This window comes from Desulforhabdus sp. TSK, assembly GCF_022836495.1.
In the GTDB taxonomy this organism is placed as follows: Bacteria; Desulfobacterota; Syntrophobacteria; order Syntrophobacterales; family Syntrophobacteraceae; genus Desulforhabdus.
In genome coordinates, this window is sequence record NZ_BQXM01000022.1 from 55,275 (window position 1) to 76,748 (window position 21,474).

Below are 21,474 nucleotides of genomic sequence, written 5' to 3' on the forward strand. Positions count from 1 at the left end.
GGCGCAGCAGTCCTCCAGGCATACTTGTTGCCATTGTTCAGGAAGAGTTGAGTGCCTGCAGGAAAGTTCCTTAACCGCATTGGAAATCTCAGTATGAATGATCGATCTGAAGTTGATGTCGTAGGCTGGGTGGCTCGATCCACGGATGGAGTGGACAGGGAGATCCGGCGGGCCAACGCAAGATTGAGGCACTTCAGGGGGGTTGCCGTCAGCGTCATGGATGATGCCTACAGGCTCTGGGGAGAGATCTGGGATGCACTCCAGGGGGCGGATTCGTGTGAGGAGATCCTGGAGGGGCGGAATGGCTCCTGGGGGGGCACGCCGGATGGCGAACGTGGCCTTCTCCTGGAAAAACTTCATCTCCTTGGCATCCAGATCGATTACGCCAGAAGGCTTTGCGATGGCTCCATCGGGGCTACATCTCACGAGGAAGGAGATCACTGATCATGGCGAAGCAGTTTACGGTCATTTCAGGAAACAGGCCGGCTGAAGCACGCACGATTCTACTGCCTGAAGACAAATTCAAACATTTCAGAAATGTCATGGGGGTTGTTCTGCAGGACGCTCAGAAGACATGGGGGGATCTGTGGGACGAACTTCAGGGAGAAGTCGTCGATAGCGTCATGGTTCGCCCCGATGCGGAGCATGGTTTCAAGCCCAAGAGCGGTTGGCCGGAATTCTTGGAGAAAATGTGGATATTGAAGCATCAGCTCGACTATGCCAAACGGTTTTCAGAAGATCGGATGTAGTCGGGGGGATACGTGTCGAATGGTCGTGTCTGGTGAGATGAAAGGCCCATGTGGCTGCAACGGGAGGAAAGCGGAACATGTCAGACGGCAACAATCATAGCAACCCATTTAAAATCGCTCAAAAACAGATCCAGGACTGCGCGGACATTCTCAAGTTGAGCCGGAGCACCAGTGATGTGCTCCTGCACCCTATGCGGGAATTCCATGTGAATTTCCCGGTGCGCATGGATGACGGGACCACGAAGGTCTTCCAGGGATTTCGCGTGCAGTACAATGACGCCAAGGGCCCGACGAAAGGCGGCATCCGGTTTCATCCCGAAGAAACCATCGATACGGTGCGGGCTCTCGGCGCCTGGATGACCTGGAAATGCGCCCTGCTGGACCTGCCCCTGGGAGGGGGAAAAGGGGGCGTCATCTGCAACCCCAAGGAGCTCTCGAACTTCGAGCTCGAACGCATCAGCCGTGGCTACATCAAAGCCATCGGTCCCTTCATCGGTCCGGACAAGGACATTCCCGCGCCGGATGTCTACACCAATCCCCAGATCATGGCCTGGATGGTCGATGAGTATTCGTCCATCGTCGGCAAGAACCAGTTCGGGGTCATTACGGGCAAGCCTCTGCCTCTGGGGGGCTCTCCCGGGCGTGGCGATGCCACGGCACGGGGTGGAATGTATACCCTCCGCGAGGCCGCCAAAAAGGTAGGGCTCGACCTCAGCAAGGCCACCGTGGCGATCCAGGGATACGGCAATGCCGGGTGCTATGCGGCGAGCCTGGCGGAATCCATGTTCGGTTCGAAGATCGTGGCGGTTTGCGACTCCAAAGGGGCTGTCTGCTGCACCAACGGCATCTGTGTGCCGGATGTGAACGCCCACAAGGACAAAACCTCCTCCGTCGTGGCGTGCAAAGGCACGGAAGCCATGACCAATGACGAGCTCCTGGCCCTCGATGTGGATGTTCTCGTCCTGGCTGCCCTGGAAAGCACCATCACGGAGCGGAATGTGGACAAGGTCAGGGCCAAAATCATTGTCGAGCTGGCCAATGGACCGACGACGCCGGAGGCGGATGAGGTGCTGTACAAAAAGGGCATCCATGTCATCCCGGATTTCCTCTGCAATGCAGGTGGAGTGACCGTTTCCTATTTTGAAATGGTACAGAATGCCTGCATGTACTATTGGGAGGAAAAGGAAATCCATGAGAAGCTGGACCGGAAAATGACCCGGGCTTACCATGAAGTCTTCGACACCTCCGAGAAATATAAAATCAATATGCGTAAGGCCGCATATGCCGTGGCCGTTTCCAGGGTCGTGGAAGCCATGAAGCTGCGCGGCTGGGTTTAGCCGCAAAAAGCCCTGGCAAGGAGAATGTGGCCCGGGAGCGGGTGAGTGCCGGGAGCCGGGAGCTTTCCGCCTGCCCTTCTCTCAGGACTGACAGAGAGCAAAAATCATCCATCCAAGCGTAGGCGAGCCGCCGGGATCGTGGAGAAACTCCACCCTCCCGGCGGTTTTCTTTTTATGGTAAAGTACTTCACCAGGTAGGGTGCATTTCATGCACCATCTCCACGGGAGGGGGGAATGCGCTGTTCCATGGGATGAAAACTTTCGCCAGGCTGCACTATCACGACAACGAGAAATTGTTGTCCTGCGTAGGGTGGGCTTTGCCCACCAACTAATGCTTTCGGCGCAAAATGGTGGGCAAAGCCCACCCTACGCAAGAACTTTCGTTGTAGTATTATTTCGTGGCTGACGCCTGATTTCCAGGAAGGGGCAATGGGTAACGACGAGCGATGGCAATTTGTGAGCAGCGGCATACCGGCGCTGGACAGAGTCATTGAGGGGCTCCGCCTGGGCGACAATGTGGTCTGGCAGGTGGACGGCCCGGAAAACTATCTGAAGGTGGCTCGTCCCTTTGTGAAGCAGGCGCTCCACGAAGGGCGGACGACGGTGTATGTGCGCTTTGCGCCGCACGAGAGCATCTTTTTTCCTCCTCAGGCCGGCCTCGAGGTGGCGGAGGTCGATCCCCGGCCGGGCTTCGATTCCTTCAGTGCCCAGGTCAATCAAGTCATCGAAGAGAAGGGAATCGGGGCCTTCTATGTTTTCGACAGCCTGTCGTCCCTGGTGGAGGAATGGGCCACGGATGAGCTCCTGGCCAATTTTTTCCAGGTCACCTGTCCCTACCTGCACGAACTGGACACGGTGGCCTACTTCGCCCTCACGCGCGGGAGGCATTCCCATAGCGCGGTAGCCCGCATCCGGGATACCACCCAGGTTCTCATGGACCTTTATCATGTGAAGGGCGAGCTGTACATTCACCCCCTCAAGGTATGGGATCGTTACTCCTCTGAAATGTTCCTGCCTCACCTTTTCACGGAAGGATCCCTGACTCCTGTTTTTCAGAGCGGCGATGCCTCTCGGCTGTCACTCAGGGCGAGGAAGCTTCCGTTGAGAGTCCGGGCCGATTCCATAGCACCCTGGGACAGCGTGTATCGAAAGCTTTCCCAGTACAATGAGGAGGAATTGCAGGAGCTGGAGCACACGGGCGAGATCCAGGCCCTCAAACAGGAGCTCTCCCGCATGATCATCGGGGGCGACCCGGGCTTCAGGCGCCTTTCCGACGAATATTTCACTCTGCACGATCTTCTTGAAATCAGGAACAGGCTCATCGGGTCCGGCCGCATCGGTGGAAAGGCGGCGGGGATGCTCCTGGCCCGGAGCATCCTCCGCAAGGCTCCCGGCGGCGTCGACTTTTCGCAGGTAATGGAGGAGCACGATTCGTTCTATATCGGTTCGGACGTCTTCTTCACGTTCCTCATCCACAACGACCTGTTCCGCCTGAGGCTCCGCCTCACCCGGAACTCCAGGATTTCCACCGCGGAATTCGAGCGCGTGGAGGAGCGTTTTCTCGAAGGACGGTTCCCGGGCGAAATCATGGAGCAGTTCAAAGACCTTCTGGACTACTTCGGGCAGGCCCCCATCATCATACGGTCCAGCAGCCTGCTGGAAGATGGCTTCGGCAATGCTTTCGCCGGAAAATACCGCAGCGAATTCTGCGCCAACCAGGGCAACCCCGAGGCCAGGCTGGAAGACTTCCTGCGCGCGGTGAAGCTGGTCTATGCCAGCGCCGTACATCCGGACGCCCTTGCCTACCGGCGGGAGCGGGGCCTGGGTGAATCGGACGAGCAGATGGCCATCCTGGTTCAGCGCGTTTCCGGGATGCGTCACAAGAATTTTTTCTTTCCGTCCCTGGCCGGCGTTGCTTTTTCCCACAACCTGTATCGGTGGACGGAGCGCATCGACCCGAGCCAGGGGATTGTCCGGCTTGTCTTTGGCCTGGGCACCCGGGCGGTCAACCGCGTGGGAGGCGATTATCCGCGATTGATTGCCGTCAGCCATCCCCGGCTCCGCCCTGAAGTCGGATCGAAAATTGCCTTCTACTCGCAGCGTGAAGTGGACGTGCTGGATTTGGCTCAGAACGAATTTCGCATCCTGCCCCTGGTGGACATCCTGCGGGGAGAACCCTATCCGGCCCTGGACCTCTTCGTTTCCACCCTTCAGGACGGCTACATCCGTGATCCCGAGGGGATTCTCATGGGAAGCCCGGAAACCTGCGTCCTCACCTTCAACAACCTTCTGAACCGTACGGAATTCATGAGGTATATGAAGGACCTGCTGTCGAAGCTCGAAACGGCCTACGGGTATCCCGTGGACGTGGAGTTCACCGCTTCCATCGATTCCCACGGGAGTCCGAGGATCAATGTCGTTCAGTGCCGTCCCATGAGGGTTCCCAGCCCCATGGAGGATGTCGTGCTGCCGGCGAGAGTCCCCAGGGATCTGCTTCTCTTCCGGGCCGGCCGCATCATTTCGGGCGGGATCGTGAACGACATCAAATATATCCTCTACATCGACCCGAAGGCCTATGCGAAGCAGGCACCCCTGGAGATCAAGCAGGAAATGGGGCGCATCATCGGTGAGATCAACCGGCACCCGGACCTGGCTCAGGATCGGGTCATCATGATGGGCCCCGGGAGATGGGGGAGCTCCAACATCATGCTGGGAGTCAACACGACCTATTCGGACATCAACCATGCTTCCGTGCTGGTGGAGGTTGCCCGCGAGGAGGCCGGGCACGTGCCCGATGTCTCCTTCGGAACCCACTTTTTTCTCGACCTGGTGGAATCCCAGATCATTTACCTGCCCGTCTATCCCGACGACCCCGAGGCTGACTTCAACGTTACGTTCTTCAAGGAGGCCCCCAACAGCCTCCAGCGGTTCGCCCCCGGCGCTGAAAAATTCGAGGAATTCATCAAGGTCATCGATGTCCCCTCGGCTGCGGGAGGGCGCTATGCCCAGGTGGTGGCGGACGCGCGTCAGGGCAAAGCGCTCTGTTTTCTGCATGCGGCGGAGACGCTGCGGCGTGCAGGCGCTCCTGAGAAACCTTCGTGAAGAAAGGGAGCGAGCCATGAGAGAGATCGATCTCACGGAAATAGAAGGCTTCCAGGTCGGGCATGCCCAGGACCTGGAGGCGGCGACCGGCTGTACGGTCATTCTTTGCCGGGAGGGAGCAACGGCTGGAGTCGACGTCCGAGGCGGGGCTCCCGGCACCCGGGAGACGGACCTTCTGAATCCGGTCAACCTGGTCCAGAAGATCCATGCCGTTCTTCTGGCCGGAGGCAGTGCATTCGGGTTGGATGCTGCCGGGGGCGTCATGCAATACCTGGACGAACGAGGGATCGGTTTCGATGCCCAGGGTATCAAGGTCCCCCTGGTGTGCGCGGCCGTGCTTTTCGACCTGCCCATCGGCGACCCAAAAGTCCGGCCGGACCGTGCCATGGGGTATCAAGCGTGTTTGAATGCCGGTTCCGGCGGTTCCGCCGAGGGAAATGTCGGCGCGGGAACAGGAGCCACCGTGGGAAAGATGTGCGGCATGGCCCGGGCCATGAAAAGCGGGCTGGGAAGCTTCGCCCTGCAGGCCGGAGACTTGAAGATCGGCGCCATTGTCGCCGTCAATGCTCTGGGGGATGTCCTTGACCCGGAGACGGGGGAGCGTCTCGCCGGATTGTTGACGGAAGACCTGAAAGGACTGGGGGATACGGAGGAAGCTCTTGCAAAGGCCTATGCCGAAAAGATGGATTTTTCCGGAGGCAACACCACCATCGGCGTCGTAGCCACCAATGCTGCTCTCACCAAGGCTGAGGCCGCCAAAGTGGCTTCCATGGCTCAGAATGGATTCGCGCGTGCCCTGAGACCCGCTCACACCCTGTTCGACGGAGACACCGTTTTTGCCATGGCAACGGGCGAGGTCCGGGCCGATGCGACCGTCGTCGGCCTGCTGGCCGCCCGGGTCGTCGAAAGAAGCATTGTGGCGGCGGTGAAGAGAGCGCGATCCATTTGCGGCTTGAAATGTTGGGCTGATCTCAAGGGCGTGGAGGGTTAAGGGCAATGATACGTTTCATCCATGCCGCTGATGCGCATATTGACAGTCCCATGAAGGGTCTCGAGGCTCATGACGGGGCGCCCGTCGATCTCCTGCGCGGTGCAACGCGGCGGGCCTTCGAGAACCTCATCCAACTGGCCCTCGACGAGAGCATCGATTTCCTGGCCCTTGCGGGGGATCTCTACGACGGGGACTGGAAGGACTACAGCACCGGCCTCTTTCTGCGGGGGCAGCTGGTCCGACTCCGCGACAGGGGCATTCCGGTTTTCCTGGTTTCGGGCAACCACGACGCAGCGTCCGTCATTACCCGGAAATTGAGCCTGCCGGAAAATGTCCACTTTTTTTCCACGCGGACCGCCGAGTCGGTCGAAGTTCCAGGGGTTCCCGTCGTGATTCATGGGCGCGGGTTTCCGAACCGTGCGGTCCCCGAGAACCTGGCGGAGGATTATCCGCCGGCCGTGCCGGGCTGCTTCAACCTGGGCCTCCTGCATACCAGCCTCACCGGCCGAGCCGGCCACGACGTCTATGCTCCGTGCACGGAAGCGGACCTGCGTCGAAAAGGCTATCATTACTGGGCGCTGGGCCACATCCACCAGCCCGAGGTGATCAGCCGGGACCCCTGGATGGTCTTCTCAGGGAACTGCCAGGGGCGGGACGCCCGTGAGACAGGGCCGCACGGCTGCCGCCTGGTGACGGTGAACGACTTCCTGGAAGTAGAGCGGGTGGAGCCGCGCGACCTGGATGTTGTCCGGTGGCAGGTGCTGGAAGTCGATCTTGCCGGGATAACGGTGGAGGCGGAAGCGCTCAGGTGTGCCGCCCAGTCCATGGCCGAGGCCGTCCGCGGGGCCGAAGGGCGGTTGGTAGCCGCGAGGATTGTCCTGAAGGGAGCCACACCCCTGCACGGCTCGCTGCATCGTGAAGCCCAGCGATGGCGGGCTGAGCTGCTGGGACGTGCCCAGGAACAGGGGGATGAGGCCCTCTGGATCGAGCAGATCAAAATCTCGACATCTCCCATGTATGATCTGGCAGATTTGGCCGAGCGGGATGCACTCACGAAAATCGTTCTGGAAACCCTGGAAGAAGCCAGGATCGATCCTGGAAGTTTCCCCCCCGAAGTGAAAGAGATGCTCGATGTCCTGCCCCCTGAAATCCGTAGCGAAGTGGAATCCGAATGGGATGAAAGCAGGAATCCGGCAGTTCTGGAAGAGGTGAGGGCCATCATCCTGGATGCCCTGGGAACGAAGGGAGGCCAGGCCTCATGAGATTCCGTCGCATACACATTCCGGCCTTCGGACCTTTCACGAACCTGGAGCTCGTTTTTCCTGGTCGGGGCAGCGATCTCCACGTCATCTACGGGCCCAATGAAGCGGGCAAAAGCTCGCTTCTGCGCGCCGTTCGCGATCTGCTCTTCGGCATGCATGGCCAGTCTCCCGACAATTTTGTGCACGATTACAAGAAGATGCGCATCGCGGGGGAGATCGTCGGCCGTTCGGGCGATCGACTCATCTTTCAGCGGCGCAAAGGAAACAAGAATACCCTGCTGGACGCCGACGGCAACCCATTGCCCGACGATGCCCTGGTTCCTTTTCTGGGCAGTGTGGACCATGCCTACTTTTCCACCATGTTTGGCTTGGGAGCCCGGGAGCTCCATGAGGGGGCCGAGCAGCTCCTCCGTGGCGAGGGGGATATGGGCCAAGCGCTCTTTTCCGCCAGCATGGGCGGGACCCCTGTTCAGCTGGTCCTGGCGGCCCTGAATGCGGAATCGGAACGCCTCTTCAAAGGCCGTGCGACAGCCAATGTGTCCATACGACCCACCGTGAATGCCCACAAGGAGCTGCTGCGCAAAAGCCGTGAAGCCGTCGTGAATGCCGAAACGTGGGAGAAGGTCGAAAGGGACCTGGCTGCGGCCGAGGAAGATCGTGCCCGGCTGGAGTGCGGGATCTCCGCCATCGTGCGGGAACTGGAGTGGCTGCATCGGTGCGAGGATGCCCTTCCCACCGTCGGGCGTTTGAATGAGGAGATGCGAAAGCTGGAAAAGCTGCCTTTCCTGCCCGACGTCTCCAGCGATTTTGTCGAGCGGGCCCGTGCCGCCCGGAAAGCAGCCGGCGAGGGGCATGCGGAGCTCAAGCGCCTCCAGTCCCAGATCGCCAGGCTGCAGGAGCAGCTGGCTGCTTGCCGGACTTCTCCCGCCGTGCTGGCTGAGGCGGACAGCCTCGATCGGTTGCACCGGGACCTGGGTGCTTATCAGGAGCGCAGGAACACCCTGACCGACCTGGAAACCGAGCTGGTCGGACTCGAAGCAGCCTTGCGGGCGGGGATGGAGAATCTGGGACTGGCCGGTCCCTTCGAAGCCCTTGAACCCTTGCGGCTGAGCAGCGCTCTTCGGCTGGGCTGCGAGGAGGCGGCCGATCAACTTCAAAAAACCCGGGACGCCCGAGAAAAGAATGCCGAAAAGGCCGAAGACCTCAAAGCTCAAATCCGGGCGCTGGAAAAGCAGCTGCAGACCTTACCGGAAACGGACCTGACTCCTCTTCGGGAGGTGCTGGCCGTAGCGGCCGGGGCCGCCGAAGCAGACCGAACCCTGGCCGCCGGCGCCTCCGAGATCCAACGCCTCGTCCGTGCCGTTCAGGATCGTCATCGCGAGCTGCTCGGTGCACCCAACGATTTGGATGCCACCGGCAGCCTCCCGGTTCCCTCCAGGGCGACCATTCGACACTTCCGTGACGCCATGGACGGGATCGCTCGGGAAATCCAGGGCGAAGAGCTCAAAATCATGGAGGGGAAAAGGCAGATCGAAGCCTTTCAAGCCGAACTGAACCGGTTGGAACGGCTCGGGGAATTGCCCTCTGATGAGGCGCTCCGTAAAGCGCGGGTACATCGTGATCGCGGTTGGAGCCTTGTGCTGGCCGACTGGAAAGGAGGTGGGAGCCCGGAAGTGTTCGTTCCCGGCGTTCCCCTGGAAGAAGCCTTTCCGCAGGCGGTGGCACGGGCGGACAACCTTGCGGACCAGCTGCGCCGGCAGGCCGAGGCGGTGGCCCAGGCGGAAGAGAAGCGTTTTCAAATGGCTCAGTCTGAAAAGCAGACCGGGGAGGCGGAACAAAGGATTGCAGCCCTTCAAATGCGGCTGAAGGAATGCCAAACCGCATGGGAGGAGGCGTGGCAGTCTTGCGGATTGACACCGGGAACACCGGCCGAAATGGAGGAATGGCGTGAAGCCTGGAGTGAATTCAGAGAGCTCCTGCGCCAGTTGAGAGTCGCTGAAGATGCCTTGCGGCAAAAAAGCGGGCAGGTTCAGGAAGCCGGAAAACAGCTTGCGGCGGCTCTCTCGGAATCCGCGGAAAAAGAGTTCGCTTTGCTTCTGGAAAAGGTCCGGCAGCGAGTCCAGGAAGGAGAACAGGCGGCAGGTCAAAGGAAGGAGGTCATCCGTCAGCTCCGTAAGCTGAAGAATCAAGAGGAGCTGATGGAACAAGGCACTGCACGCCTCTCTGCCGCGGTCGATACGGCGTTGGAAAAGTGGGAATCCCAGTGCCGAACCGTCGGTCTGCCGGAGGGCATTTCCCCCGGAGCCGGGCTGGCGCTCCTGCAGGAACGCAAAGAGCTCCTGGCGAAATTCGATCGCTGGAAGGACATTTCAGGGAAAGCACGGAAAACCCGCGATGCGGTGGTGCAATACGAACAGGCCGTGCGGGAAAAGGCCACCGCCCTTGGCGCGGGAGGAGAGACGGCGACGGTTCAGGAATCTCAGCTGTGGAAGATGCTGGCTGAAGCCCGTGAAGCCCAGACACGCCATGAGCAGCTTGCCGCCCAGATCGAGGAAGCGGGGGCGGCCCTGGAAGAGAGCCGGACATCCTACAGCCTTGCCGTCGCAGCGTTGGAGGAGATGCTGCGCTTGGTGAAGCTCGACACGGTGGAAGCTTTGGAGCCGCTCCTCGCCCATCTGGAATTGCGGGACAGTGCCCAGAATCAGATTGCCGCGTTCCGCAGCACCCTGAGCGGCCTCGCTCGGGGTGAGGCGGTGGACGACTTCCTCGACCGGGTCATGTCGGAAGATGTGGATGGTCTTTCCCGGCGGATAGAGTCCCTCAAAGCCCGGAAAGCAGAAAAGGAGAACGCGCTCCGGTCAGTGCTCGATGCCGTGTATGGGCTCAAAGCCCACAAGCAGGCCCTTGAATCTGCCGGGGATGCGGCCGCCGACTACCGTCAACAGGCCGAATCCTGTGTGGCGCGATTGAAACAGGATGCCTCACACTTCATTCGCCTGCGCCTGGCCGCTCATTTCCTGCAGACACAGATCGAGCGGTTTCGAAAGGAAAACCAGGGACCCCTGCTGGAAAAATCGGGGCAGATCTTCCAAAATATCACCCGGGGGGCGTTCAGCGGGCTGAGAGCAGATTTCAACGCCGACGATGTCCCCATCCTCGTGGGAATGCGCCCGGATCAGTCTTCGGTGCCCATTGGGGGCATGAGCGACGGCTCCAGGGATCAGCTCTACCTCGCCCTGCGCCTGGCCGCCCTCGATCGCTATCTCGACCGGCACGAGCCCATGCCCCTCATCCTCGATGACCTGCTCATCACCTTCGACGACGACCGCGCTACCGCCATCCTGCCGGAACTGGCCGGGCTGGCCCGGCGGACTCAGGTCTTCCTTTTTACTCACCATGACCACCTTGTCGAGCTCTGCCGCAAGACCCTCCATGAAGAGGCCTTTCATCTTCACCGTCTGAACACCGCCTCCAGCGGACTGAATGCAGGATGAAAAGGGTTTTTATGTGGTTGAATTTTCAGCCAGTCGAAGGTATCTATCAAAAAAGTTCTTTGCCGGTTGCGTGGGGCCACCCGGAGCTTGGGGAACGAAACGGCCGATGAACCTCTATGGTTGGTTCGGTCAGGTGGAGAAGAGAGACGGATGAATTGTGATCGCGCGGGGAAGGGAATGCTCGACTTTATTCTGCTCTTTTTTGGGGCGACACTGGTGTATGCGGGCCTGCTCATGGGAGCTCAGGACATTCAAGCTGGAATCGCGAGCGGCGTGATGGGGGCCTGTCTGAGTGTCCGGCCCCTGATGCGTTTGTGGGGTTGGGCAAGAGTAGCGGGGGGAATCGGGGGAAGACACCAGGGAAAGAGGCGAAAGCCCCATCCCCATATCCAAATTGTCAGGCGCCCCGACGAAGACGAGGAGCACAGGCCGCCGACTTATCATTGAGGAGCTCCGGGTGGGGTTTGGAGACACTTCTAAGGAGGCTTTGAGCTTATAATGCGAACGGTTCAAAAACGGGACGCATCATGGAAAATGGTCTTACGTTACAGAAGATGAAACAGCTCCTGGATTTAGAGGAATACCTGACGCAACTCATGTGCGGGGGGATCCGCGAGGAGGCTAGCCGGCGGGCCATGGAAAGCATGGTGACCCGATACATCGAAGAAGAGGCCGTGAAATTCAGCGAGGAGGAGCTGGCGACCCGTTTCGATACGGTGGAGGAGTCCTTCAAGCTTTTCTTCGGTTATCTGTTGGCCAAAGGGGTGGTGCAGGTGGAAGGCTGAGGGCGGGTTGCTCGAACGCCTGTTTTTGGGCTATTTTCCGGCAAGACGTTTGATCAAGTGCAGCAGGAGGGGCAGTCCACTGAGACAAACACGGAAAAGCCAAACGCCGGCGAATGTTGAATGAGAATTTGCAGTCCTCATCAGGAAGAGTTTTTTTAGAAGCAACCTCTACAGCAATCTTCGTTTGACAGGGAATAGTTCTTCCGTCTGGGGTGAAGTTCCATCGGACAGGATCAAGTCCAGCAGGCAAAACAGCCGTAATGCATGGTGAGAGCTGGGGTAAGAAGTGTGCAAGATGCACCCGAAAGGGAAAGGCAGAAAAAAGGGAACTCAGGATTTCTCCCAGGTTCCCATAGTGAGCAGCATCACATGGTCGGGACGAGAGGATTTGAACCTCCGCCCTCTTGCACCCCAAGCAAGCGCGCTAACCAGTCTGCGCCACGTCCCGACGATGTGGAAGCATAACTAGCACTGATCCGAAAAACTGTCAAGCCGCATTCTTGAAGCAAAACGCAAAGTCTCGCTTCTCCATTCATTTCCTTTTCGGGAGGGCTTCAACGGCGGAGCGCTTGTCCTCCGAATCAGCAGATGGAGAAGCCCCGTTCTTTTCGCGAATGCCGAGGCTTCTCATCTTGCGGTAAAGATGGCTGCGCTCGATCCCGATTTGGGCGGCGGTGGCGGAGATGTTCCAGGCGCACTCCTCCAATTTGCAGAGAAGGTAATCCCGTTCAAAGGCGAAACGAGCCTCTTTCAGGGTCGCATACTGAAAATGGCTGTGCTTCCAGGGATGTTCGGAGAGCTGCAGCAGAAAATCCTGCGGCAGATCTTCTGGCCGGATGACCTGTCCCGGTGTCATGATGATCAGGCGTTCAATAAAATTGCGCAGCTCCCTGACGTTTCCCGGCCATGAATACTGCTGGAGGAGTGTGATGACCTCGGGAGCGATCTCTTTGCGCCCCAGCGTACTCTCGTTGGCCATTTCATCGATGAAATCCTCCACCAGGAGGGAAATGTCTTCCAGTCGCTCCCGCAAGGGAGGGGCGTGGATGGGAATCACGTTCAGGCGGTAGTAAAGGTCCTGCCGGAACCGGCCGGCTTCGATTTCCTGGCGCAGGTCCTTGTTCGTGGCGGCCACCAGGCGAACGTCCACCTTGATGGAGCGGGTTCCTCCCACACGTTCGAATACCTGTTCCTGAATGATTCTGAGGATTTTTGCCTGGGTGCGGAGGCTCATGTCTCCGATTTCGTCCAGAAACAATGTGCCTCCGTTGGCTGTGTCAAATTTACCACGACGCCTCTCATGGGCTCCCGTGAAGGCCCCTTTTTCATGGCCGAAAAGCTCGCTCTCGATGAGGTCCTCGGGGATGGCCGCGCAATTGACTTCGATCATGGAGCGCTGGCTGCGCAGGCTCAGAAAGTGAATCATGCGGGCGACCAGTTCTTTGCCCGTTCCATTCTCCCCCGTGATGAGGACCGTGGCATTGGTGGGTGCCGCCTTCTGAATTTCTGCCCGGAGGCGCTCCATGGCCGGACTCCTGCCCGTGATGCGGGTGCGGTGGTTGGCCTTCTGTCTCCAGAGGCGATTTTCCTCTTCCAGGCGTTGAAATTCGAGAGCATTTTGGATGGAGACCAGCATCCGTTCCAGGGAAAGGGGCTTTTCCACAAAATCGAAGGCCCCCATGCGGGTGGCTTTTACGGCCGTTTCGATGTTGGCATGGCCGGAAATAATGATCACGGGCAGCTGGGGATGCGAGCTCTTGATCTCCTTCAGTACAGCCAGCCCATCCATTCCAGGCATCCAGATGTCGAGGAGCACGAGGTCCGGGGTGTCTTTGCGCACATCCTCCAGGGATTCCTCCCCTGATGCGGCGACGCTCACCCTGTAGCCTTCATCTTCGAGAACCCCGCTGAGGGACTGAAGGATACTGACTTCATCGTCAACGATCAAAATCTTGGGCTTCATGAACTTCGGCTCCACATTTCCGACACAAAGAGTTCTCTCAACCGGGCAGCTCGATGATGATGACAGTCCCCCGGGGGACGTTGTCGCAGACTCGCACAAATCCATTATGATCCGCAATGATGCTCGCGACAATGGCCAGCCCCAGCCCGGTTCCCTTTTCTTTGGTGGAATAATACGGTTCGAACATACGAAGCTTGTCTTCGTGGGAGATACCGTGTCCTGTATCCGCACATTCTATGCGCACGATTTTCAGGTCGGGGTCGTGGAAAAGCCTCAGAGTGATGGAGCCTTCCCGGTGATCGAGGGCATGGATGGCGTTCTCGAGGAGATTGATCATGACCTGCTTGAACTGATCTCGGTCCAGTTGGACGATGGGAATATCATCCTGACGTTCCAAAAAGAAGGCGACGTTGGGGGTCGTATGCTTGTAGAGGGCCAAGCCTTCCTCAACGATGGACACCGGATTGCATGGCGCGAGCTGCACGCGTGGGAGTCTTGCGAACTTGGAAAATTCATCCACCAGAAGCTTCAAGCGATCGACCTGCTCAATGATGGTGCCCGTGCATTCATCGAAGACCGGATTGTCGTCGTCCCGTATCTGGGACAGATAACGCCTCCTGAGGCGCTGGGCGCACAGGCGAATGGGAGTGAGAGGATTTTTGATTTCATGGGCAATGCGGCGTGCCACTTCCCTCCATGCTGCCATGCGCTGCGCTTTCTCGAGATCCGTCAAATCATCCAGGACAACCACCACCCCCACATACCGGCCTTCCTCATCCCTCAAAATGGATGCCTTCAATAAAAAGACTCTGGGGCGGTTTCCCATCATGACCTGGATCTGCTGCTGGAAATAATTCTGCCGGGTTTTCCGGTACTGATCGAGAAAAGACTGGAGGATCTCGAAGTGGGGCGGCTGGAGGAACTCCGAATAAAACCGCCCGAGTGTTTCCGACGCACGCAGTCCGAACACTGCCTCGGCCGATTTGTTCATGGTCATGATCTTGCCCGTTTCATCCACACTCACCACGCCGGCGGCAATGTCCCGCAGGACGATTTCCATGTAGCGACGGCGCTCTTCCAGTTCACAGTTGCTCTGCTGCAAGGCCTTGTACGCCCTGGCCAGCTGTTCCCGGCTGGCCCGCAGGTCCCCCACCATGGCATTGAACGAAGTCATCAACATGCCGATCTCATCTTCCCGTTCCGACGCCAGCTCGACATTGTTGAACTCACCGTCTGCAACGCGCTGTGTGGCGGAAACGAGGGCCTGGATGGGGGTGGTGATGTTTTTAGCCAGGGTGAAGCCAAACCAGATGGCGGCAAAAATGACCAGGAGGGTGATGCTGGAAAAGGTGATGAAATGGGTTTTTTTCAAAGGGCTGTGAAGCATCTTCAGCTGAAGATAGTCTTCGTAACCGGCCGTGATGGCATTGAGCTCCTGAGTGATGCCGGGAGGCAGGATGCGGACGAGCAGGAGGATGGCCTCGGAGCTTTCACCGGGCCGCCCCGAGAATGAGAATGCAACGCGGGAGACCAGAGCCTCCTGGTTATGTGCCAGATTGATGTGCTGGACCTCCGGGGAGATTTCCATCTCCCCGGAATCAAAATGCTCCAACACTGCTGAGGGGGGCGTCGACAGGGTCGGGCTGAAACATTGTTTCATGATTCTGCCCTGGGGGTCTGTTAGAAATATGCCGTCCAGGTGATGCTGCACGAGCAGCAATGGAGGCAGCTCCTGGTCCTGGGGTGTCGAAGCCCCATGACTATTCTGAAGTTTTTGGAGCTCATCCTTCAGGAGCCGACTGTCGAAGGCAAGGTCGTGCTTCTCCTGCTGGAGGTAATCCTTGGCCAGGGCCACCGATTGCTCCAGGGATTGCTCCACGCGGTGGCTGAACCAGTAGTCCAGGCTGGAGAAGATGAACTGGGTGGCGAGCCAGAAAAGGGGCAGGGTGGGGATCAGGGTGAGTCCTACAAAGGCGATGACAAGACGCGTCCGCAGTTTGTGCCCCAGGATATTGCGCTTCCGCTCGAGAAGGAGCTTGACAATGTTTCGAAGCACCAGATAGGTCAGGAGCAGCAGGAGAATGACATTGAGGTTGATGAGTGCGAAGAGGAAGATGTTGCCGAAAAGAGGAAGCTCGGATTGGAGCTGAAAGAACCAGCCTTCCAGGAAACCGAAAAACAAGACGAGAATCAGTACGAGGATAACCCAGAATCGTTCTTGCCGGCGGCGGTTGATTTTGGGATGCGGAATAGGAAACTTCATGGGCATGGCTTACGGGGAAAAAGTGACTTTTTGCCAGTCGGTTTCAAAATCCCATAAAGAGACAAAGAAAAAAACATAACGAAAGAAGAGAGGAAGGTTGACCTTGGAGAGCTCGGCTTTCATGCGGATCTGATAGGTTGCCCCCTTTTGCATCCGCCATAAAGGGAGGAGCGGGAGCTCATGGATGACGCTCATCCACTCTTTGGCCTCTTCGATGTCCTTGGTGGTTCGCGGGTGATCGGGGTGCTCCAGGAGCTCCACACGGTATTCATTCTTCAGGCGATCGTACTTGATGGTGTGCTCCAGAACGATATCCAGGAACTTTTCCCTCAAATAAGGAAGCCCGGTTTTTTCCAGGACCACGTGGATACGGAAGGTGGTGGGGACACCATTTTCGATGGCTTCTTCCATTTTGGGAGTGAAACAGTTGACAATGCTGAAGCTCAGCTCGACATTCGTTCCTTCCGTAACGACATTCACCTCAGAAATCTCAGCCTTCGTACCGGCCAGGGCCGGAGCGGTCCATGGCTCGATGAAGAGAGCGCACAGGCTCCACAGAAGGAATAGAAAGAATTTTTTTATCATGATTTGATAAAGTTATCGTGTGAAGTTGGCATCAATGTGAAAGGATTCTAGCCAAAGGGATCTCGGAAAACAAGGGAATTTTGCGACTTACGAGCAGGAGGAGCTCATGGAAACCGCCGGGGTACGACCTGGGAAGGCGCCGTGGAAGAGACGATCGGGAGTTTTGGGAAGAGGGCGGCATGGCCGCCTGCAGGACTGATGCAATGTTGTGTCAGTGGAAAATAGAACTGCCGGACCGCTCCCCAGCGAGGGAGCGTGGCCCGGCAGGCGTGAGTGCTTCAGTTCATCGTACCCCTGGATTAGAGAGGCTTGACGACGTGCTGCAAAGAATCCATGAAACCTGGAAGGCTGGCGGGTGGAAAATAGGTGGGGGGAGCCGCAGCCGGAGCCTGGACCGCATAATACCCGGGCTTCGTCATAAGCTGTTTCAGGAACCGGTTGTGCAGCGCATGCCCGGCCTTGTGCACCTCAAAATTACCCTGTAGTTGCATGCCGGTCAGGGCTAGATCCCCGATAAAATCCAAAATCTTATGTCGAACACACTCGTTGGAATAACGGAATCCCTCTCGATTCAAAACCTTGTAGTCATCGAAGACCACTGCGTTGTCCAGGGATCCTCCCTGTGCCATTCCCATGCTCTGGAGCTTTTCCACATCCTTCAGGAATCCAAACGTTCTTGCCCTGGCGATCTCCCTGTGGAAGGCATGGCTGTCGAAGAACCAGGTATATTCCTGCCGTCCCACCAGGCGGTGCGGAAAATCGATGGTGTAACGCACCTGGAATCGCTCGGATGGAGTTGCTTTGATAAACGCATCCCCTTCGCTGACAAAAAACGGCTTTTCAATCCGTAGGTACTGTGGCGGCAACGCCTGCTCCTGTCTGCCCGCTTCCTGAATCAAAGCGATATAATGAGCGGCGCTCCCGTCGAAAATGGGAACTTCAGGACCATTGAGCTCCACGAGGACATTGTCTATGCCGCTTCCAAGCAACGCCGCCATGAGATGCTCAACAGTGGCGATGGTCACCCCGTTGAACCCGATGCGGGTCGCCAAAACGGTATCCACTACATGGTGAAAGTGCGCGATGATGGTGGGGGAGCCGGTTAGGTCCACTCTTCGAAACCTGACACCATAATTTACCGGCGCCGGTTTCAGTCTCATGGAGACTTTTGCCCCAGAGTGTAAACCAATCCCCTTGCACCACACCTCGCTGCTAACAGTGTGCTGCCTGCAAAATTTATAATTCACGCCCCTTTTCCTCCTCGATCAGGCATGTCAAGCATCGACTGTGCCATCGGCTGCCTTTCTATCAATCCTTTTTCTTTTTTCTGGAAGCAGCCGTTTTTCATACCTCTTTTATAGAGGTTTCGTCGTGTGGTCAAGTAAAGTTCCTCGGCGTGCTGCCACGATTGTTGTCGAAAGGATACATTTTATCTCTAAATGTGGCTTTTTTGCCACATTCTAAAATAAAGCATTGGTAAAGGATGCGGCAACGCTTCTTTGCGAAGGAGCGCTTCCAAAATCCATCTCCGTTATAAGGAAAAAAAATTCTGGGGCAAGTCCCTTTTGCAATGAAAATGAAGAACGTAGATCAAAAAATTCTGCAGTCGGCTTTCCAGGCCCTTCCACGGGAGGATCCCGGATGGGTTGTGAGATGTGGGCGGTGGTGGAACAGGAAAATATTCAGAATGCCGAAGTGTTGCATTTTGTGCGAGGGGATTGTTCCATCAACAAGACTGGAGTAGATTGTCCCATGGTATCACGGGAAGATTGATCTTGGGGTCTTGATGTGAAAATATAGAATCGATCGTTGATTGCAGGAAGATTCCTTTGGATGGGTCTCACTGGACGAAAATTTCAGAAACTGCGGGAGTCATTGCCCATGAAACTGGATCAATTCCCACCGGAGATGCAGCCCTATGTGGTTCCTGCTCCCGGCGGCACGTACGTCTATGAATGTTTTGAATGCGGGCGGGAATTCGGGATAGAAGAACTGCTCTATACCTGCCCACACTGCAGCAGTGTTCTCATGATCAAGGACAGGGACTGGGAACGCCTCAAAGGGATTTCCGGGCCCCTCTGGCAAAAAATTTTCGATTATCGCAGCATGCTGACGGTCCCGGCACTGCGCGGAATTTACCGCTTTCATGAACTGATCGGCTCCATCATGCCCCTGGAATCCATTGTCTACCTGGGGGAGGGGCATACTCCCGTGGTGGCTGCCAATGAACGCTTGAGCCAATGGGTGGGAATCCCCTTCCATTTCAAAAACGACGGCCAGAATCCCAGTGCATCCTTTAAAGATAGAGGGATGGCCAGTGCGTTCAGCTATCTGAACGATTTGATTCAAAACCGTGGAATATCCAACGTACTGGCCATCTGTGCCTCCACCGGCGACACTTCGGCCGCGGCAGCCCTCTATGCCTCCTACCTCGTGGAGGGCGTGAAGTCTGCCGTGCTCCTGCCTCAGGGAAAAGTCACCCCACAGCAGTTGGGGCAGCCCCTGGGGAGCGGTGCCAAAGTTATTGAAATCCCCGGTGTCTTCGATGACTGCATGAAAATCGTCGAGTACCTCTCCGAGCACTTCTCCGTGGCCCTCATGAATTCCAAGAATGCGTGGCGTATTCTGGGGCAGGAATCGTACAGCTATGAAATCGCCCAGGCCTTCGATTACGAGGTGGGGAACCTGACCGTCGTGGTCCCCATCGGCAATGCAGGAAACATTACAGCGATTTTACAGGGATTCTTGAAGCTTTTCGATCTGGGGATCATCCCTGCGCTGCCTTCGATCCTCGGAGTTCAATCCGAGCATGCAAACCCGGTTTATCTGTACTACCTGGAAAAACGGCCGGATAAGCGTCGATTTCAACCCGTGACGGTGCGTCCCAGTGTGGCTCAGGCAGCCATGATCGGCAATCCCGTCTCCATGCCCCGTGTCATGAGGCTGGTGGAACAATACCGGCGGCTGGCGGGGGATGAAGCAGTCCAGGTGGTGGAGGTGAAGGAGCAGGAAATCATGGATGCCATGCTCATGGCCAACCGCAACGGGCATATCTCGTGCACCCAGGGAGGAGAATGCCTGGCGGCACTTCGGAAGGCCGTCGAAGAGAAGAAAATCTCCAGGGACCGCACGGCCGTTTTGGATGCTACGGCCCACGCTCTGAAGTTCGCCATGTTTCAGGACAAATATTTTACCAACAGCTTCGAGCCCGAGTTCGAGGTCATTCCTCGCGACGACCTTCGGAATGCGCCCCTTCTGGTGGCTCCTCCCGCCGGCATGCCCAGTCCTCAGGGGGGAAAAGTCTTGGCGCCCGATGCAATGAGAGCGTTCGTGGAATATACGGCCGGTTCTGTGGCGGAATTGCTGGGGCTGAAGGGCCGTTGATGTCGGAGGGCGTGAAGTGAGAAAAGACCCGGAGAATGCATCGGTGTTCATGGAAAGGATGGTTTGGGAAATGAGCAGTGTTTTGCCCTATAAGGGAGTCTTGCCCACGGTGGGGGAGGGGGTGTTCATCGCTCCCGGCGCCTGGGTGATCGGCGATGTGGTGATCGGGGACCGCAGCAGCATCTGGTTCAACACCGTCGTGCGGGGAGATGTCCATTTTATCCGCATCGGCTCTGAAACCAATATACAGGACAACTGTACCCTGCATGTCACCAAAAAGAAATTTCCTCTGGAAGTGGGGAGTCGTGTCACTGTCGGGCATGGAGTCATTCTCCACGGCTGCGTGGTGGAGGATGACTGCCTCATCGGGATGGGCTCCATTGTTTTAGACGGGTGTAAAATCGGCAGGGGATGTATCGTGGGGGCCGGCTCGGTGCTGCCACCGGGCTTTGTGGCCCCCCCGGGAAGCATTGTCATGGGGGCACCGGCCCAGGTGAAAAAGGAAGCCTCCCATGTTCATCGCGAGATCCAGGAGAGTGGCGTGCTGGACTATCGGGAATTGGCCGAAGAATACCTGCATCCCCAAGCCCCCCGCGATCGTGTGAAGGTCAAGGGGTTCCTGGGGTAGCTTCAGGCTTTTCGCCATTCGGTGCTGGGGGTGATGTGGAGAGGAGTTTCTTCCGACAGGGGAAGCGTCGCCTCCAGGACTCCTCTTTTCACCAGTTCATCCGCGCCGTTGAAAAGCTCTTCCTCGGAGCCGTTCCAGCGCAAGCGGGCGGTTTTGAGATTGAGGGCCACACCCTGATCCGAAAGTGCACTGAGGAGAATATAGAGTGATGTTGCCTCAACACTGGCTTCCAAGTCAAAAATAGCTCGATCCATGTTTTCAGCCTTCCCGTGATGCCGATAGAGGTGGAATGTCTCCCTGGGCTGCGGCGCTCCCCGTTGGAATGCAGCAGATCCGCAAGGAGGTGATGTGTATTTTCTGCCGACATCGGCGTGCCGCGCAGCGAAATCCGACCTGTAGCTCCATGACAGTGCTTACCTGTCACAGACATTGACATTCAGCCTATCAGAGACCCAAGGAGGTGTCAATCCGGTCCTCCCGGTCCTGCGCTGTTCTCCTTTATAATCAGGACGACCCGGGGGGGCGAAAATTGAGCGTACCGCCTGCGGTGCCCCTCAGCAATTGACTTTGAACATAAAAGCACGTGGATCAGCCGGGGGAGGAAGGAGGTTTTTCTGTCAAAGAATTGCTGAGGTTATCCTTGACAAGCTTCGAAGAACTTGATAACGAAGTCCATCGAGAAAAAAATCACTCACTCGACTTCGGGAAAAAATCGGCGCTTGCGGGACTCTCTCTTGGTCTGGCGTGTGATGCTATCGGCAGCGGGAGCATGGAAAAGCGCTGTAGTGCGAGGGTGTGTCAGTGCGGGATGGGGGAAGGGTGTAAGTGTAAACGCGGGACAGTTAATGGAGAGAGAAGATCAGCCATGAGTGAATATGTACCGGTGTTGATCATGCTGGTTTTGGCGGCCGCGACGGCGGTGGGGATGCTG

The 21,474-nt window shown here is 57.4% G+C and carries 18 protein-coding genes and 1 tRNA gene; 12 read left to right on the plus strand and 7 right to left on the minus strand.

The genetic code is table 11. The features are described from left to right. The first annotated feature begins 93 nt into the window (after positions 1 to 93). From MWC30_RS13720 to MWC30_RS13760, 9 genes are all read left to right on the plus strand, one after another. A complete protein-coding gene (locus tag MWC30_RS13720) occupies positions 94 to 444 on the plus strand; it encodes a hypothetical protein (RefSeq protein WP_244084764.1) in 351 nt (116 codons plus the stop codon). A gap of 2 nt (positions 445 to 446) precedes the next feature. Then, complete coding sequence (locus MWC30_RS13725; RefSeq protein WP_244084765.1) at positions 447 to 749, plus strand: hypothetical protein; 303 nt, start codon at positions 447 to 449, stop codon at positions 747 to 749. A gap of 77 nt (positions 750 to 826) precedes the next feature. Then, positions 827 to 2,086 (plus strand): Glu/Leu/Phe/Val dehydrogenase, encoded by a 1,260-nt coding sequence (locus MWC30_RS13730; protein WP_244084766.1) that lies wholly within the window; start codon positions 827 to 829, stop codon positions 2,084 to 2,086. 429 nt (positions 2,087 to 2,515) lie between these two features. Beyond that, positions 2,516 to 5,188: a PEP/pyruvate-binding domain-containing protein gene (locus MWC30_RS13735; RefSeq protein WP_244084767.1), complete on the plus strand. Its 2,673-nt coding sequence runs from the start codon at positions 2,516 to 2,518 to the stop codon at positions 5,186 to 5,188. Between the two features lie 16 nt (positions 5,189 to 5,204). Beyond that, positions 5,205 to 6,179 (plus strand): P1 family peptidase, encoded by a 975-nt coding sequence (locus MWC30_RS13740; protein ID WP_244084768.1) that lies wholly within the window; start codon positions 5,205 to 5,207, stop codon positions 6,177 to 6,179. Positions 6,180 to 6,184: 5 nt separating this feature from the next. Further along, entirely contained in the window at positions 6,185 to 7,441 is a 1,257-nt protein-coding gene (locus tag MWC30_RS13745) for a DNA repair exonuclease (RefSeq protein ID WP_244084769.1), read from the plus strand. After that, positions 7,438 to 10,935 (plus strand): YhaN family protein, encoded by a 3,498-nt coding sequence (locus tag MWC30_RS13750; RefSeq protein ID WP_244084770.1) that lies wholly within the window; start codon positions 7,438 to 7,440, stop codon positions 10,933 to 10,935. The genes MWC30_RS13745 and MWC30_RS13750 overlap by 4 nt, the downstream gene beginning before the upstream one ends. Before the next feature lie 150 nt (positions 10,936 to 11,085). After that, on the plus strand, positions 11,086 to 11,382 hold the full coding sequence (locus MWC30_RS13755) for a hypothetical protein (protein ID WP_244084771.1): 297 nt from the start codon (positions 11,086 to 11,088) through the stop codon (positions 11,380 to 11,382). Positions 11,383 to 11,462: 80 nt separating this feature from the next. Then, a complete protein-coding gene (locus tag MWC30_RS13760; RefSeq protein ID WP_244084772.1) occupies positions 11,463 to 11,720 on the plus strand; it encodes a hypothetical protein in 258 nt (85 codons plus the stop codon). 370 nt (positions 11,721 to 12,090) lie between these two features. Here the strand turns inward: MWC30_RS13760 and MWC30_RS13765 are convergent. The 6 genes from MWC30_RS13765 to MWC30_RS13790 form a co-directional block, all read right to left on the minus strand. After that, positions 12,091 to 12,168 (minus strand) — tRNA-Pro (locus MWC30_RS13765). Positions 12,169 to 12,252: 84 nt separating this feature from the next. Further along, on the minus strand, positions 12,253 to 13,683 hold the full coding sequence (locus MWC30_RS13770; RefSeq protein WP_244084773.1) for a sigma-54 dependent transcriptional regulator: 1,431 nt from the start codon (positions 13,681 to 13,683) through the stop codon (positions 12,253 to 12,255). A gap of 37 nt (positions 13,684 to 13,720) precedes the next feature. Next, positions 13,721 to 15,946, minus strand: coding sequence for a PAS domain-containing sensor histidine kinase (locus MWC30_RS13775; RefSeq protein ID WP_244084774.1), 2,226 nt, complete (start codon positions 15,944 to 15,946; stop codon positions 13,721 to 13,723). Between the two features lie 9 nt (positions 15,947 to 15,955). Then, positions 15,956 to 16,531 (minus strand): DUF4390 domain-containing protein, encoded by a 576-nt coding sequence (locus MWC30_RS13780; protein ID WP_244084775.1) that lies wholly within the window; start codon positions 16,529 to 16,531, stop codon positions 15,956 to 15,958. A gap of 299 nt (positions 16,532 to 16,830) precedes the next feature. Next, on the minus strand, positions 16,831 to 17,778 hold the full coding sequence (gene lpxC / locus MWC30_RS13785; RefSeq protein ID WP_256461257.1) for a UDP-3-O-acyl-N-acetylglucosamine deacetylase: 948 nt from the start codon (positions 17,776 to 17,778) through the stop codon (positions 16,831 to 16,833). Further along, a complete protein-coding gene (locus MWC30_RS13790; protein ID WP_244084776.1) occupies positions 17,775 to 17,912 on the minus strand; it encodes a hypothetical protein in 138 nt (45 codons plus the stop codon). The genes lpxC and MWC30_RS13790 overlap by 4 nt, the downstream gene beginning before the upstream one ends. A 500-nt stretch (positions 17,913 to 18,412) precedes the next feature. Between MWC30_RS13790 and thrC the strand changes: the two genes are divergently transcribed. Further along, on the plus strand, positions 18,413 to 19,915 hold the full coding sequence (gene thrC, locus MWC30_RS13795; RefSeq protein WP_244084777.1) for a threonine synthase: 1,503 nt from the start codon (positions 18,413 to 18,415) through the stop codon (positions 19,913 to 19,915). Between the two features lie 70 nt (positions 19,916 to 19,985). Further along, on the plus strand, positions 19,986 to 20,543 hold the full coding sequence (locus tag MWC30_RS13800) for a gamma carbonic anhydrase family protein (protein WP_244084778.1): 558 nt from the start codon (positions 19,986 to 19,988) through the stop codon (positions 20,541 to 20,543). Positions 20,544 to 20,545: 2 nt separating this feature from the next. Here MWC30_RS13800 and MWC30_RS13805 read toward each other — a convergent pair whose 3' ends face one another. Beyond that, entirely contained in the window at positions 20,546 to 20,797 is a 252-nt protein-coding gene (locus MWC30_RS13805) for a hypothetical protein (RefSeq protein ID WP_244084779.1), read from the minus strand. Positions 20,798 to 21,183: 386 nt separating this feature from the next. On the opposite strand from MWC30_RS13805, the gene MWC30_RS13810 reads away from it, so the two are divergent. Continuing rightward, a partial coding sequence (locus MWC30_RS13810) for a hypothetical protein (RefSeq protein WP_244084780.1) occupies positions 21,184 to 21,474 on the plus strand: 291 nt, incomplete at its 3' end.

Bases quoted from the DNA above. Each gene is read 5' to 3' on its own strand.
- MWC30_RS13760 (WP_244084772.1), top strand. From the start codon at position 11,463: ATGGAAAATGGTCTTACGTTACAGAAGATGAAACAGCTCCTGGATTTA.
- MWC30_RS13805 (WP_244084779.1), bottom strand. From the start codon at position 20,797: ATGGATCGAGCTATTTTTGACTTGGAAGCCAGTGTTGAGGCAACATCA.
- thrC (WP_244084777.1), top strand. From the start codon at position 18,413: ATGAAACTGGATCAATTCCCACCGGAGATGCAGCCCTATGTGGTTCCT.
- MWC30_RS13740 (WP_244084768.1), top strand. From the start codon at position 5,205: ATGAGAGAGATCGATCTCACGGAAATAGAAGGCTTCCAGGTCGGGCAT.
- MWC30_RS13750 (WP_244084770.1), top strand. From the start codon at position 7,438: ATGAGATTCCGTCGCATACACATTCCGGCCTTCGGACCTTTCACGAAC.
- MWC30_RS13770 (WP_244084773.1), bottom strand. From the start codon at position 13,683: ATGAAGCCCAAGATTTTGATCGTTGACGATGAAGTCAGTATCCTTCAG.
- MWC30_RS13745 (WP_244084769.1), top strand. From the start codon at position 6,185: ATGATACGTTTCATCCATGCCGCTGATGCGCATATTGACAGTCCCATG.
- MWC30_RS13780 (WP_244084775.1), bottom strand. From the start codon at position 16,531: ATGATAAAAAAATTCTTTCTATTCCTTCTGTGGAGCCTGTGCGCTCTC.
- MWC30_RS13720 (WP_244084764.1), top strand. From the start codon at position 94: ATGAATGATCGATCTGAAGTTGATGTCGTAGGCTGGGTGGCTCGATCC.
- MWC30_RS13775 (WP_244084774.1), bottom strand. From the start codon at position 15,946: ATGAAGTTTCCTATTCCGCATCCCAAAATCAACCGCCGCCGGCAAGAA.
- MWC30_RS13755 (WP_244084771.1), top strand. From the start codon at position 11,086: ATGAATTGTGATCGCGCGGGGAAGGGAATGCTCGACTTTATTCTGCTC.
- MWC30_RS13730 (WP_244084766.1), top strand. From the start codon at position 827: ATGTCAGACGGCAACAATCATAGCAACCCATTTAAAATCGCTCAAAAA.
- MWC30_RS13725 (WP_244084765.1), top strand. From the start codon at position 447: ATGGCGAAGCAGTTTACGGTCATTTCAGGAAACAGGCCGGCTGAAGCA.
- MWC30_RS13735 (WP_244084767.1), top strand. From the start codon at position 2,516: ATGGGTAACGACGAGCGATGGCAATTTGTGAGCAGCGGCATACCGGCG.
- MWC30_RS13800 (WP_244084778.1), top strand. From the start codon at position 19,986: ATGAGCAGTGTTTTGCCCTATAAGGGAGTCTTGCCCACGGTGGGGGAG.